The sequence below is a fragment of the Candidatus Tisiphia endosymbiont of Micropterix aruncella genome (assembly GCF_965178575.1).
Taxonomy (GTDB): domain Bacteria; phylum Pseudomonadota; class Alphaproteobacteria; order Rickettsiales; family Rickettsiaceae; genus Tisiphia.
The window spans coordinates 528,690-542,254 of the sequence record NZ_OZ238268.1; the positions used below are offsets into that span (position 1 = coordinate 528,690).

The window sequence follows — 13,565 nt, forward strand, 5'->3', positions numbered from 1 at the left end:
TCTTTTTAATAATTTCTAAATTGGTTTAATTGATATACCTTGATTTTTTTGTACTTCGGAGGTATTTCTTAATTCATGTAATATTTGCCTACCTATTATTGATTCTAGGTTGATATATTGCAATACTTGCTTGTCTTTGGTTATTGCTACTAGATAATCTTCTGGTATTGCATGGCTTCTGCCATTAAAATCACGTATTACCACATCACAAAACCCTACATTACCTAGGTCGTAATCAGGATCAAATTTGTTCCGCATGGTTATTAAGTCATTTTTTATTTTTTGCTCAATTGCTCTAGAACAAATCTTGTGGCTATGGTCGATGAATGCTTCCATATTTTGTTGTTTATATGTTTGCAGAGCGGTGTTTATATTTTCTGCTGTTGCAAATTTTTCTAATGATTTTAGCTCATTTTGAAATATCTGGAACATTGGTTTGATATTTTTATGCCTATAAGTTGCTAATTTGCCTACTTCTGGTAATAGTATATTTTGTAGTGTTTCTTTACCTTGGGTTCTAAGAACATCATTAAAATCACCTTCTCTTGGTGGCATCACTACGGAAACTATAGCACCTTGTTGCTCTAGTTTTGCTTTAGCAGTGGTTACTGTTCTTTGTGATACTGCATCTAAACCATAATTATTTGCAGCAATTAAGATACGTTCATTTACTTGTGGTTGATAGTTCTTAATGTTAATAACTCCAAGGGAACAAAGGATTTTACCGTTAATACCAGCTTCTTGTATACTCAGAGCATTTTCTACTCCTCTTGTGATAATGGTGATGTTAGTTTTGTTCTCCTGAAAATCTGTTGGCATACCTTTTTGAATCTCTACGAAGGAACCACTAATTTTACCAAGGCAACGTTTATTAACAAGGACATTATCTTTATCTAAATATATTGCTTGTACACCGGTAACAATACCTTTACAATCTCGTGCAAAGGCAAGTATGGTTGGATGGGACATTTGGCTTGGACTATCCCCCATCATCATAACACCTCTAATATTCGGACTTAGTTGATGGGTTGCTAGCACTGTTTTAATTCCACGACGTCCTAAATATTCACCATAAACTCCTGCAAGATATTGTACAGGGTTTGAATTCTTATATTGAGTTTGAACATATTTGATCCTAGTCATTTCAATATCTTTTGCTTTTTGCTCTTGCTCTGTGGTGTATTTGTCAAATTCATCTAACTCATATAACTCATCTAAAGCTGATCTATCTTTACTAGGATCAACCATACCTTGTAAATATTCTTTAGCTTGAACAAAGTTACAATTCTTCTTTTTTTGTACCAAGTCAAATAAATCTCCTCCTTTACCTTCTTTAAGATCATGCCAAATACCGGCTTTCTCGCCTACAATCATCATTGATATTTCTCCTTTCTTTCCCCAACATAAAGTGTGACTGTTAGATAAAGATTTATTTGGTTCACCAAGGAGAGATGTAGCTATACTTTCTGCTCTAAGTAAAAGTTGTTGCTTTAAGTCAATCATCTCTAGTGGACGACTCAAGTTACTTTGATATTCCTTCTCAGAATGAGAATTATTATAGGTAGGAGGATTAGTATTTTTTGCCCCTCCTTGCTGACCTACAGATATAACTTCTTGCGATTCATTGGTTTGTTTATCAGTATCATTCATAACAATAATCTCTTTATTTTTTAATGTTTCAATTGTTCGTCCTTAGTAGTCCTTCTACTTTGATTACATGCTCTATATTTACTTTAATTTGGTAATATTGCAGATTTAAAGTACACTATTACCAATATTTATAATTAATAGACTTAAGCCAATCTCCTGCTTTCTCCAAAATAGTTAGTTATCTATGATACTAATAGTTTTAGTCTATTCACTTTTTTAATAACTGGCATGACTTCTAAATTTTTGTACAAGCAAAGGGGAAAGCCTTCTATCTTGTTTTTGTACTTCGGAGATATATCTTAATTCATTTTGTATGTTCCTACCTATTATTGAGTCTGGGTTGATATATTTCATTACCTGCTTGTCTTTGACTATTGCTAGTAGATAATCTTCTGGCATTGTATAACTTTTGCCCTTAAAATCATGTATTACCCAATCACAAAACCTTGTATCACCCAGATCATACTCAGGATTAAATTTGTTGTTCATGAGTTGTAAGTCATTTTTTATTTTCTGCTCAATTGCTATAGAACAAACCTTGTGGCTATAATTGATGAATGCTTCCATATTTTGTTGTTTATATGTGTGCAGAGCGGTGTGGATATTTTCTGTTGTCGCAAATTTGTTTAATGATTTTATCTCATTTTGAAATTTCTGGAACACGTTAATTCGGGATAAGGATTAGTAAAAATAGCAGACATATATACACTACGAAGAGCAATTAATGTATGAATTCACAGAAATGCAATTTATACATATCCAAAATCTTGTATTAGTTATAGCTAAAGCATTTTTACTAATCCTTATCCCGAATTGACGTTGGAACATAGATTTGATATTATTATGCCTATAAATTGCTAATTTGCCTATCTCCGGTACTAGTATCTCTTTTATTGCTTCTTTACCTTGGTTTTTAAGAATATCATTAAAATCACCTGCTTTTGGTGGCATTACTATAGAAACTATAGCACCTTGTTGCTCTAGTTTTGCTTTAGCAGTGGTTACTGTTCTTAATGATACTGCATCTGAACCATCATTATCTGCAGCAATTAGGATACTTTCATTTACTTGTGGTTGATAGTTCTCAATATTAATAACTCCAAGGGAACATAGGATTCTATTGTTAAAACCAACTGCTTCTTGTAAACTTAGAGCATTTTCTACTTCTCCTGCGATAATGGTAATGTTAGTTGCAGATGCGTTATCCTGAGAATCTGTCGACATACCTTTTTGAATCTCTACGAAGGAACCACTAATTTTGCCAAGGCAATGTTTATTAACAAGGACATTATCTTTATTGAAATATATTGCTTGTACACCGCTAATAGTACCTTTACAGTCTCGGGCAAAGGCAAGTAGGGCTGAATGGTACATTTTGCTTGAACTATCCCACATCATCATAACACCTCTAATATCTGGACTTATTTGATGGGCTGCTGTTTTAATTCCACAACGTTTTGATAAATATTCTCTTACTACTTGATCTTCTGTAAGGTATTGTACAGGGTTTGAGTTCTTATATTGAGTTTGGACATGTTTAATTCTAGTCATTTCGGCATCTTTTGCTTTTTGTCTCTGCTCTGTGGTGTATTTGTCAAATTTATCTAACTCATATAACTCATCTAAAGCTGCCCTATCTTTACTAGGATTAACTGATATTTCTCCTTTCTTTTCCTGACATAAAGTGTGGTTGTTATATAAATATTCATTTGGTTTACCAAAGAGAGATGTAGCTATACTTTTTGCTCCAAGTAAGAATTTTTGCTTTAAGTCAATAATCTCTGGTGGACGATTCAAGTTACTTTGATATTCCCTCTCAGAATGAGAATTATTATAGGTAGGAGGATTAGTATTTTTTGCCCCTTCTTGCTGACCTACAGATATAACTTCTTGCGAGTCATTAGTTTGTTTATTAGTATCGTTCATAGCAATAATTTCTTTAATCTTTTAATGTTTCAATTATTCATTCTAGTAGTTCTTCTACTTTAACTACAGGCTCTATATTGCCTTTAATTTGGTAATATTGCGGGTTTAAATGTACTATTACCAATATTTATAATTACAGATTTAAACCAATCACCTACTTAATTAAAATTAGTGTGTAATTCATACAATTAATAGTTTTGGCATCCTTAACCTATTTACCTTTTTAATAATTTCTAAACTAGTTTAACTGATAGCTCTCGATTTTTTTGTACTTCAGAGGCATTTTTTATTTCCTTACCTATTATTGATTCTGGATTGATATATTGCATTGCTTGACTGTCTTTGCCTATTGCTGCTAGATAATCTTTTGGTATTGTATAGCTTTTGCCCTTAAAATCATATATTACCACATCACAAAACCTTACATTACCTAGGTCATAATTAGGATTAAATTTGTCCTGCATGGTTATCAAGTCATTTATTATCTTCTGCTCAATTGCTCTAGAACAAGCCTTGTGGCTATAGTTGACGAAAGCTTCCATATTTTGTTGTTGATATACTTGCAGAGCGGTGTTTATACTTTCTGTTGTCGCAAATTTTTCTAATGATTTTAGCTCATTTTGAAATTTCTGTAATATATCGATACTCAGGGCATCTGATGACTTTACAATTTCTAATCCGATAGATTTGATATTATTATGCTTATGACATATTGTTAATCTGTCAATCTCAGGTACTATTAGTTCTCTTATTGCTTCCTTGCTTTGAGCTTTAAGAACATCATTAAAATCCCCTTTTTCTGGTGGCATAACTATAGAAACTACAGCACCTTGCTGTTCTAATTTTTCTTTAGCAATGGTTATTGTTTTTACTGATGGTGCGTTCTGACCGTCATTATCTGCAGCGATTATTATGTACTCGTTTGCTTGTGGTTGATAGTTCTTGATACGTCAATTCGGGATAAGGTTATAATTTAGAGGGAAGTTGAAATTGCAATTTATGGAAGGTTTATTTTTCTTAAGAGAATAGGCAACTAGTGTAGAAAGTATATGAACAAAAGCATTTATAGGTGATCTGTGTCTAGTATGCTCAAGGTTCATTTTGTTCTTTAAATAATCAAAAACTGTTTCAATTAAATTACGTTTTCTTAGCATAATCTTCTCCTTTAAATCCATTAATTTATTTGGCATATTTTTCTTAATCCCATGCACCATTTTTAATCCTCTTTCATATAAACTGACGAATAAGTTTTGCTTAATATATCCTTTATCTGCATACATAACTCCAGTTAAACCATCTGTTAACTCAGGTACTGGAATCCTATCATCAACACGTTAATTCGGGATAAGGATTAGTAAAAATAGCAGACATATATACACTACGAAGAGCAATTAATGTATGAATTCACAGAAATGCAATTTATACATATCCAAAATCTTGTATTAGTTATAGCTAAAGCATTTTTACTAATCCTTATCCCGAATTGACGTATCAACGTTTCCTTTAGTCATTTTTAATGCTATAAATTGTCCTTTTTCATTAATAATTAAGTGTAACTTGAACCCATAAAAATAACCCATTGATGATTTGCTATGTTTTGCTAGCCCCTTAAATATTTTATTACTATATCGCCTTTTATTATGGCAAGCCTTGATTGTCGTTGCATCAATAAAATAACTACCTGTTTCCTCGCCAAATAACAAATGCATAAGAATATTAAGTGGGACAAACAATCTAGGCATTAACTCGACAAAACGGTTATAGCTCAATGCTTTTGGGAAATCACCTTTGTGGATATATTCTATACAAGTCTTATAAAAATATTTAAAGTTTTTAGCATAAGAAGTATGATACATTACCATAATTGTCATAATCTCGCTTAAACTCATATCACAACGGCGATTCCTTTGTTTTTCTGTTGGTAATAATTTCTTTTTTTCGTATTCATAGTAAATTTTACAAAAATCGTCTATAAAACTATATAATTCTGTGATATCTTTTTTCATGCCTGTGTTTATTTCTTTTTCCACAAAAACATTTATCACAGGCATTAACTCCTTGCAACTCTTATATCTACACTATTCTTTCTTATCCCTTATCCCGAATTGACGTATTATCGCAAGTGGAGTAGAAACAGCTTTAAGTTTACAAGAAGCTATGATTGAAGGTAAAATTCTCTGTACCCTTGTAGTTAGGAACATCGAAAACTATCAACCACAACTAAATGAAGGTATTATAATTGCTGCGGATAATGATGGTTCAAATGCACTATCAGTCAAAACAATCACCACTGCTAAAGAAAAACTGGAGCAGCAAGGTGCTATAGTTTCCATAGTGATGCCACCAGAAAAAGGTGATTTTAATGATGTTCTTAGAACCAAAAACTGGAAAGCAATAAGAGAGATAATAGTACCAGAGATTGATAGGTTAGTAATAAAGGTAGAAATGGCAAAATCAGAAGCTGCTTATAATGCCAATATATTCCAAAACTTTCAAAATGAGATAAAATCATTAGACAAATTTGCGACAGCAGAAAATATAAGTGCCGCTTTGCAAATATATAAACAACAAAATATGGACGCCTTTATCAACTATAGCCACAAGGTTTGTTCTGCAGCAATTGAGCAGAGAATAACAAAGGACTTGCAAACCATGAAGAACAAATTTGATCCTGATTATAATCTAGGTAATGTTAGGTTTTGTGATGTGGTAATATATGATTTCAAAGGAAAAAGTCATACAATACCAGAAGATTATCTAGCAGCAATGGGCAAAGACAAGCAAGTAATGCAATATATCAACCCAGAATCAACAATAGGTAAGCAAATAAAAAATGAATTAACAAATGCTTCCGAAGTACAAAAAAATCATGGTATATCAGTTAAACCAATTTAGAAATAGGTATTTCAGGATGTCAGTTATAGCCCTTAATTATATGTGATTTATAGACCTTGTTACAAGCTAATTGTCAGATAAAATTACCGGGCTGTTGAAAAAGTAATAAGTAAGGAGTGGAAGAAAGTTAAGATAAGAAATAAGATGTATTTATATGCTTAAATGAAGGTGTAAAGATGCAGGGTTATAAATCTGATCAATACCCCTTTTACCTAAAAAGAACTCCTGAATCTCTGTTTATTGCAATTCTTTTTCTTCCTTAAAGTATTCAATACATTTCAATGTAGGTTTTTGTTTTTTTATTATTTTTTATTAGTATAATATCTTATATATTATCTCATATGGTTTTTAATATGATAAGTTTGTCCATAACTTTACCGAATAACATAGCTACAGCCAGTAATGAAGTAGCAAAAAAGTTAGGTATATCTCGAACTGAATTTATACGCAAAGCAGTTATACATGAATTAAATAATTTTCAGATTCAGCTTGAACAAAATGATATTATTAAGAGTTTTACCGCTATGAAAAAATCGAAAGAATACCTTAAGGAGTCAGAGGAATTAATAGAGAGTTTAAACTCAAATCTACCGCAAGAAAAAGAGGAATGGTGGAACAACAGAAAATTCTAACTCGAGGTGGTATCTACTTAGCTAGACTTGATCCAGCAAAGAAAGATGAGGTTGGAAAAATACGCCCCGTCATAATATTAAACTCACAAATAATACTGAACTCTAGTCCACCTATTATTTTCGTCTGTCCTCTTAGTAGTAAGTCACAAACTGAATTTAGCAAACTCCATTTTGGATTAGAGGTTAGGGATAATTTACAAGTTAAAAGTTATGCTTTAGTAGAGCATTGTCGCTCAGTTACTATAAATCGTGTTATTCACCCTAGATTAGCACAAACTACCTATGCTGAATTAAATAGTATTTTATATAAGTTACGATTATTAGTTGATTTATGAACTACTAAACTTTAGGTTGGGTCGTTTGATAGTCCACCTACGCTTATTAACATTGCATACAGACCATGACAGTGCTTACAAATAATGTAACTTAAATCGTATACTTGCAGCAAAACTGCATAACTTTATCTAATTTTTTTGCTAGTATGAATTTTTTATACATTTGGGTTCCTACTATGCAAATACCATCAATTACTATTGAGCAAGTAGCTCAGCAATTTAAAGCTTGGCGTCAAACTAAAACTAACAAGTTTGATCCCATACCAAACCATCTAAAGGAATTAGTTCACCAATTACTCCATCATTATTCTTACCAAGAGATAGCTAAACATCTTAATATTAATAAAGCAACAATTAGTTCAATTAAAAAAGCCCATGAACCTACCCTCAAAACTTCTCCTGTCTCAGCTTCAAATCAAGCTCTACAACAAAATATTAATTTTGTCCCATTTCAACTAGTAAATTCTATAGCTACTGATCCTGTAGCGAACCCCAAACAAAATCACTATACTTGTCACATTATTAAACCAAATGGTACCAAGCTTATTATCCAAACACTAGAGCCAAAAACCATAATTCAGACATTTCTATGCTGCAACTAACCCCGGCGTTAGTTATTTTTGTTGCCACTATTGCCATCGATTTTCGCAAGGGTATAGATGGCTTAATCGCTGTTTGTAGACAAAAACTTTCTTCTGACCCTCTTAATGGTTCCTTGTTTTTATTCTATAATAAAAACAGAACTGCCATTAAAATTTTGTCCTTTGACGGTCAAGGCTTTTGGCTATGCTCTAAACGCCTATCCAAAGGTAAATTTACGGCAAAACTCTTCCCTTCTGATAATTTATCTTATCAGATTTGCCATAGAACCTTATACATTCTTATTCATAATGGCGATCCTAGTTCTGCCAAACTCTCTAATGATTGGCGTTCTGTCATTTAAGCTGCTGTCTTGATTAATTCCGTATTATTCATATATCTTGCATAGGCAAAAGGGCTATAATTCGCAGGATGCTTCTTTGCTTTGCTACTCTGCTCTTGTAGCCAATTTAAATATTTAAAGGCATTGATCTCGTTCTCACTACAAGTCTTTACTATACTATATAGACCACTATGTATCTCAGCACTATTGATTGTTTTAAAGAATAATGAATTCTTCCTTTGTAAAATAATGGTACGCAGTGATCTCTCAGCCCAATTATTATCAAGACTGCTAACTGGAATTTTTAAAAATTGGGTCAAACCTTCTTTATTATTTAACCAATATCTCATAACTTGTCCAAGCCTACTATTAGGCTCAACTTTCTTGTCGTTAAATAATTCGTCTATTTTGTTATATATGTTTTCTATATATTTACTGCTATGTTCCTGATGATACCCCAGTTTTTCTTCAGGGCTCATCTCTTTACATTGATGTTCATTGTGGTAAATACCACGTGTTTGTTTGAGAAAATATCCGCATTCTTCAGGGTAATATAGTTCATTCTCTGTAAATTTTCTCTGACCATGTGACAAACAATTGATCATCACTATTATTGCTAGTAATTCTTTATCTGCTTCTGATAATACCGGGTTATTATTGTTACTTGCGTCAGTCATTAATTGGATAGAATCTGTTCTATTCTTACGATTCTTTAGTACGTTACCAATATTCTCCCCGCCATGCTTATTACCTGTAAAATATAAAACTATCACCTCATTATTTGTAGTCTTAGCACATATAGTAGTAGTATAACAGCTGCGTCCTTTCTTATTTTGAGTACGTAATTTTTTATTGGCTATAGTAATTTCTAAAATCCTGGCTCTAGTATCATCAAGATTCAGTGAATTACATTCGGCAGCCATTTCCAATAATACCCCGTAAATCTCAGCTCCACCACCTTCTTGCCAAACATCTAAATATTGTTGCCACAACGAACTATATGCTACAGGAAACCCACTTAAACTTTGCAACCTAGATAAACGGTAGAAAGGAGTACCATAGGTCTTTTGTAACACTATTGCACTTCTGCTACTATTTGTCCATTTGTTGATATTTTTATTGTTCATAACTTTATAGTCGCAAGCATTACAGCGTAGCGTTTTCTTTACATATCTGTTGACTGTAATTGGAGCGTTACCTGTGAATTGTAGCAATTTTCTAGCTTCACTATTATATAGTTTGCCATTATAGCAGTGAGGACAGCTATCACCACTACAAAAATTCTCAGGAGCTAAATAGCTGGTATTCGCATCCTTATAATCATCAAACCCATATTTACCTTGCCAATTACTACGATCTATCTTTTTGGGCTTATCGCACTCTTCTTCATTACCACCATTCCCGTTATCAGATTCACTTGGCGGTTCTTTTAATGAATCTGAACTATCTTTTTTTTGTTATCTGCCTTAAAACCAATCAGCATTTCCTTAAGCTTATTTATACTGATATTTGATGATGCTAGCTTGTCTATTAGTTCGTTACAAAATTTCACAAGTTCTATTATCGCTTGCTGATCATTTCCTGTTAATGAATTTGCCTTAATATGTTGTATTAGTTCTTCTCGTTCTTCAGCACTTAAGGTCGCTACTTTTGGCTTTTGCATTTCGATTAATTATCATTATTGTTAATATTTCAGATGTTATAATATGACTGGTACTTTTTCAACTAGTTTTTTTATTAATCGGTGATATTTGCATAGTAGAAACCCAAATTTATAAAATAAATTTATACTAGCAAAAAAATTTAATAGTGTTATGCAGTTTTGCTGCAAGTATACCATAGATGTAATTTAAAAATTGACTGATTATAGTTTGTATTAAAAATATAATCTTCTAATCTATAAGTTAGAGATTCTTAACTCTTATGAAATGATATAAGTTTAAATAAATTATATTTTATGGAAGATAAAGGAATACTATGCCCTCAAGAGATTTATGAACAACATTTGCTAACAATTAACAATATTAAATTCACATTAAGGGAAATAGATATAATAGCGTGCATTACACGTGGGAAGAATATCAAAGGGGTAGCTAATTTTCTATCAAATGAGGATAAACAGATTGAGACGAGAACTATTGAAAGTCATATCTCTAATCTCAAAAGAAAAATAGCAACAAACTCCCGAGAAGGGATTATAAACTTTATAGAAAAATCTAACAAATACCAACTAATACAAAATTATTATTTAAGTTTATTAGTTCAACAAGAATTCAGAAGAATATTAAAGGAAATTTTAATATTAACAAAGTCTGACAATATATCCCTTTTTATTGTTTTACCAAATCTAGGAAACCATGATACGTTAATTCGGGATAAGGATTAGTAAAAATAGCAGACATATATACACTACGAAGAGCAATTAATGTATGAATTCACAGAAATGCAATTTATACATATCCAAAATCTTGTATTAGTTATAGCTAAAGCATTTTTACTAATCCTTATCCCGAATTGACGTATGATGTAAACTTGATGATCAATAAGATACGTAGTGATTTACACCTTATAGGCATAACAGTTTCTGTAGAATTACGAGAAGATTTTAATAATGCTCCTGTAGTTTTAAAGCATAAGGAGACAGATGACGAAGGCAAAAAACAATTAAGGCAATGCACCATCTATGTTTTAGCAGTAAATGAAGATACTATAGCTAAACAACAGCGAGATGGTGGTTCTATTATTATGTCTAGTGATCAGGATATATCTAAAGTATTTTTTCTTATGCCACAGGAAGAACAATGTATAAAATTCTTACCTAAACAAACTAATTTTGAATATATTAATTTTTTTTCATCCAAACAATATCATTTTATTCTTTTAGAAATTATCACAAAGATTTTTTCTAATGTGAATGTAAACAACATTATTATTAAGTTCAAGGAAAGATATAATAATATTCTATCAAATAATTCCGGTTCAGTTTCTCCTCAATCTTATTTGACAAATAAAAATATTCAAGATAAAGCTAAGAATATTTACTTACCAATATTTGGGATATTGGCTTTAATTATTTGTAGTGCTTATCTTTTAATATTTAATCCAACTATTAAAAAAATAGTTAGAAATCAAGAAGCAATAGTATCTTGGTTTAAACAACAGAAACCAATAACATTTCCTAAGAATCTGACTAGTTGGAATATACCTAGACAAAATCATGTTTTCGTTGGTAGAGAAAAATTATTGAGTGATTTATACAATAAATTACATCAAAATCATACGCCAGAGGCAACAAGTAATTTAGCAATTAGTGCATGTGCTGGACTTGGAGGAATCGGTAAGACACAATTAGCCTTGCAATATGTCAATCATACAAAGCATCCTTATACATTTAAAGTTTGGCTTCCTGCAGAAAACGTTGATTATTTGTATAATAAATATGTTGAATTTGCTAAGTTATTAGGATACACAGAAGCCGTTTATACAAAAGAAAATATTATTGCTTATGTTAAACAATGGCTAATTGACAATCCAGGATGGCTTTTAGTTTTTGACAACGTAAATAATTATCGTGAAATCGAACCATTTCTACCAGAAGCTGGTGGATATGTAATTTTAACAACTCGTCAACGTCATTGGTCAACAAAGTTTGCAATATTGCCTATTGATATCATGACAGAAAAGGAAGCTATCAAAACAATAAAGACTTTAATACAGCGGGATGTAGCAGAAGAACAAAATGCTATAAAAGAATTAGTAAAAATTCTAGGATATTTACCCTTAGCACTAGTGCAAGCTAGTGCTTATATTAAACAAAAACATATCACTATTCCAGAATATTTGGATCTTTACAAGAGGTATGAATCAGAATTATTAGCGGATAATACTTTTTTAGATGAGACAACCACCTATAATTATCCAGTAGCAATAACATGGAATATTAGTTTAGAGGCAATTATTAGAGATACTAAAGTTAATAATGAACCCCCAATAGCTATTGAACTTTTAACAGTAGCTGCGTACCTAGCACCAGACAAAATCTCTCGTGAAATATTACTTACATGGTTGCAAACAGCTTATCCACATTTATCATCTCCACGATTAACATTAAATAAGCATATTGCTCTATTATGGCAATATTCTATGATCAATTATGGTGATAATGATACTATTGCTATTCATCGCTTAGTACAAGCAGTCTTACGTCATCAACTTCATCAGTCACTAGACAATAACAATAAAAATAGTATTTGTTCTACCTTAAATTTAAGATGGTTTGAATTATTATTGCGATTTTTTGTAGATAATGAGCATGAGTTTAAACTAGCTAATTCGTTTCAACAAATTATTGAAACTAGTCAGCAATTTAAAACTAAATTCAAAGACACGTATAATGAAAATCTTGCGGCAATGGACTTAATGATTTCTTCGGTCTACTTTTATCAAGAGAAATATGAAGATTTTCTAGAGATACTTGATGAGGTTAATAGATATTTGCAGGAAACTAACGGTTTAGAAATATTAAAGTGTAAAATTCTATATTTATACTCAGCATATTATCTTAAAATTGGTAATTATCAAAAGGCAGAAGAAAAAATAAATAAAGCATTTTATGAGTATAATAATATAAAAATAAGTAAGTCAGTAAAAGATAGTGATATAAAAATTTTAAAGGCAAAATTATTGTGCAATAAAGTTAATATTGTCTTAGCCAAGAATAATGTAAATAAAACAACAGATACAATTAATACCAATATACTAGAAATAGAGACGTCTATAAAATCAATTCAAAAAGCAATATTTCTATTTAAGGAAGCTCATAACACTAGAGACTTTTTACGATCAATAAGATTATATGGAAAACTACTTATTTTAACCAACCAAGTTGATAAAGTAATAGTAGAGTTCAATAAATATAATAACTTAATTGAGGAAATAGCTGATGATAGAACAAAAATGCTTTTTTATATAACTTATTCAGATGCTTATTTTAGCAAGGGAGATTTTAATAAAGCTTTGGAGTATTGTGGTAAGGCTAAACAACAAGCAGAGAAATTACATCTTAACAATGAACTAAATAATATTAATAATAAGGAAAAGACTATTAAAGCTTCACTGCAATAAAATTAAGTATTACATAGAAGAACAAGCATGGGAAGTAATTTTATCATTTTTTAAGGAAAGAAATGGTATACACAAGAAGAA

Annotated in this window: 13 protein-coding genes and 3 pseudogenes; 7 read left to right on the forward strand and 9 right to left on the reverse strand. The window is 31.2% G+C overall.

Annotated elements, in window-relative coordinates:
- Nucleotides 1-15: 15 nt before the first annotated feature.
- The 7 genes and pseudogenes from ACN1AG_RS02525 to ACN1AG_RS02555 all read right to left on the reverse strand — a co-directional run.
- Nucleotides 16-1,650, reverse strand: a complete 1,635-nt coding sequence (locus ACN1AG_RS02525; protein ID WP_417905378.1) for a toprim domain-containing protein — start codon at nucleotides 1,648-1,650, stop codon at nucleotides 16-18.
- A gap of 216 nt (nucleotides 1,651-1,866) precedes the next feature.
- Nucleotides 1,867-2,217 (reverse strand): hypothetical protein, encoded by a 351-nt coding sequence (locus ACN1AG_RS02530; RefSeq protein WP_417905379.1) that lies wholly within the window; start codon nucleotides 2,215-2,217, stop codon nucleotides 1,867-1,869.
- 141 nt (nucleotides 2,218-2,358) lie between these two features.
- Nucleotides 2,359-3,576, reverse strand: coding sequence for a toprim domain-containing protein (locus ACN1AG_RS02535; RefSeq protein WP_417905380.1), 1,218 nt, complete (start codon nucleotides 3,574-3,576; stop codon nucleotides 2,359-2,361).
- 233 nt (nucleotides 3,577-3,809) lie between these two features.
- Complete coding sequence (locus tag ACN1AG_RS02540) at nucleotides 3,810-4,385, reverse strand: hypothetical protein (protein WP_417905381.1); 576 nt, start codon at nucleotides 4,383-4,385, stop codon at nucleotides 3,810-3,812.
- Between the two features lie 9 nt (nucleotides 4,386-4,394).
- Nucleotides 4,395-4,523 (reverse strand): annotated as a pseudogene (locus tag ACN1AG_RS02545) (conjugal transfer protein TraI); the annotation flags it as partial.
- A gap of 3 nt (nucleotides 4,524-4,526) precedes the next feature.
- Nucleotides 4,527-4,907 (reverse strand): annotated as a pseudogene (locus ACN1AG_RS02550) (transposase); the annotation flags it as partial.
- Between the two features lie 165 nt (nucleotides 4,908-5,072).
- A pseudogene (locus tag ACN1AG_RS02555) lies at nucleotides 5,073-5,582 on the reverse strand (transposase); the annotation flags it as partial.
- A 151-nt stretch (nucleotides 5,583-5,733) separates the two neighbouring features.
- On the opposite strand from ACN1AG_RS02555, the gene ACN1AG_RS02560 reads away from it, so the two are divergent.
- The 5 genes from ACN1AG_RS02560 to tnpB all read left to right on the forward strand — a co-directional run bounded on the left by ACN1AG_RS02560 (nucleotide 5,734) and on the right by tnpB (nucleotide 8,381).
- Complete coding sequence (locus ACN1AG_RS02560; RefSeq protein WP_417905382.1) at nucleotides 5,734-6,471, forward strand: toprim domain-containing protein; 738 nt, start codon at nucleotides 5,734-5,736, stop codon at nucleotides 6,469-6,471.
- Between the two features lie 353 nt (nucleotides 6,472-6,824).
- Nucleotides 6,825-7,103: a hypothetical protein gene (locus tag ACN1AG_RS02565; RefSeq protein WP_417905383.1), complete on the forward strand. Its 279-nt coding sequence runs from the start codon at nucleotides 6,825-6,827 to the stop codon at nucleotides 7,101-7,103.
- Nucleotides 7,079-7,438, forward strand: a complete 360-nt coding sequence (locus tag ACN1AG_RS02570; RefSeq protein WP_417905384.1) for a type II toxin-antitoxin system PemK/MazF family toxin — start codon at nucleotides 7,079-7,081, stop codon at nucleotides 7,436-7,438. The genes ACN1AG_RS02565 and ACN1AG_RS02570 overlap by 25 nt, the downstream gene beginning before the upstream one ends.
- Before the next feature lie 176 nt (nucleotides 7,439-7,614).
- Nucleotides 7,615-8,040, forward strand: coding sequence for a hypothetical protein (locus ACN1AG_RS02575; RefSeq protein ID WP_417905063.1), 426 nt, complete (start codon nucleotides 7,615-7,617; stop codon nucleotides 8,038-8,040).
- Nucleotides 8,028-8,381, forward strand: a complete 354-nt coding sequence (gene tnpB / locus ACN1AG_RS02580) for an IS66 family insertion sequence element accessory protein TnpB (RefSeq protein WP_417905064.1) — start codon at nucleotides 8,028-8,030, stop codon at nucleotides 8,379-8,381. The genes ACN1AG_RS02575 and tnpB overlap by 13 nt, the downstream gene beginning before the upstream one ends.
- On the opposite strand, the gene ACN1AG_RS02585 is transcribed toward tnpB, so the two are convergent.
- Both ACN1AG_RS02585 and ACN1AG_RS02590 read right to left on the reverse strand, forming a co-directional pair.
- Nucleotides 8,378-9,487 carry an IS66 family transposase gene (locus ACN1AG_RS02585; RefSeq protein WP_417904515.1) on the reverse strand — a complete coding sequence of 370 codons (1,110 nt, stop codon included), beginning with the start codon at nucleotides 9,485-9,487 and terminating at the stop codon, nucleotides 8,378-8,380. The genes tnpB and ACN1AG_RS02585 overlap by 4 nt on opposite strands.
- A gap of 302 nt (nucleotides 9,488-9,789) precedes the next feature.
- On the reverse strand, nucleotides 9,790-10,023 hold the full coding sequence (locus tag ACN1AG_RS02590) for a hypothetical protein (protein ID WP_417904495.1): 234 nt from the start codon (nucleotides 10,021-10,023) through the stop codon (nucleotides 9,790-9,792).
- A 294-nt stretch (nucleotides 10,024-10,317) separates the two neighbouring features.
- Here ACN1AG_RS02590 and ACN1AG_RS02595 point away from each other — a divergent pair, with 294 nt between their 5' ends.
- Nucleotides 10,318-10,746 (forward strand): LuxR C-terminal-related transcriptional regulator, encoded by a 429-nt coding sequence (locus ACN1AG_RS02595; RefSeq protein ID WP_417905385.1) that lies wholly within the window; start codon nucleotides 10,318-10,320, stop codon nucleotides 10,744-10,746.
- Nucleotides 10,747-10,895: 149 nt separating this feature from the next.
- On the forward strand, nucleotides 10,896-13,484 hold the full coding sequence (locus ACN1AG_RS02600) for an NB-ARC domain-containing protein (protein WP_417905386.1): 2,589 nt from the start codon (nucleotides 10,896-10,898) through the stop codon (nucleotides 13,482-13,484).
- Nucleotides 13,485-13,565: the final 81 nt, after the last annotated feature.

Bases quoted from the DNA above. Each gene is read 5' to 3' on its own strand.
- ACN1AG_RS02525 (WP_417905378.1), bottom strand. From the start codon at position 1,650: ATGAATGATACTGATAAACAAACCAATGAATCGCAAGAAGTTATATCT.
- ACN1AG_RS02530 (WP_417905379.1), bottom strand. From the start codon at position 2,217: ATGGAAGCATTCATCAATTATAGCCACAAGGTTTGTTCTATAGCAATT.
- ACN1AG_RS02535 (WP_417905380.1), bottom strand. From the start codon at position 3,576: ATGAACGATACTAATAAACAAACTAATGACTCGCAAGAAGTTATATCT.
- ACN1AG_RS02540 (WP_417905381.1), bottom strand. From the start codon at position 4,385: ATGCCACCAGAAAAAGGGGATTTTAATGATGTTCTTAAAGCTCAAAGC.
- ACN1AG_RS02560 (WP_417905382.1), top strand. From the start codon at position 5,734: ATGATTGAAGGTAAAATTCTCTGTACCCTTGTAGTTAGGAACATCGAA.
- ACN1AG_RS02565 (WP_417905383.1), top strand. From the start codon at position 6,825: ATGATAAGTTTGTCCATAACTTTACCGAATAACATAGCTACAGCCAGT.
- ACN1AG_RS02570 (WP_417905384.1), top strand. From the start codon at position 7,079: ATGGTGGAACAACAGAAAATTCTAACTCGAGGTGGTATCTACTTAGCT.
- ACN1AG_RS02575 (WP_417905063.1), top strand. From the start codon at position 7,615: ATGCAAATACCATCAATTACTATTGAGCAAGTAGCTCAGCAATTTAAA.
- tnpB (WP_417905064.1), top strand. From the start codon at position 8,028: ATGCTGCAACTAACCCCGGCGTTAGTTATTTTTGTTGCCACTATTGCC.
- ACN1AG_RS02585 (WP_417904515.1), bottom strand. From the start codon at position 9,487: ATGAACAATAAAAATATCAACAAATGGACAAATAGTAGCAGAAGTGCA.
- ACN1AG_RS02590 (WP_417904495.1), bottom strand. From the start codon at position 10,023: ATGCAAAAGCCAAAAGTAGCGACCTTAAGTGCTGAAGAACGAGAAGAA.
- ACN1AG_RS02595 (WP_417905385.1), top strand. From the start codon at position 10,318: ATGGAAGATAAAGGAATACTATGCCCTCAAGAGATTTATGAACAACAT.
- ACN1AG_RS02600 (WP_417905386.1), top strand. From the start codon at position 10,896: ATGATCAATAAGATACGTAGTGATTTACACCTTATAGGCATAACAGTT.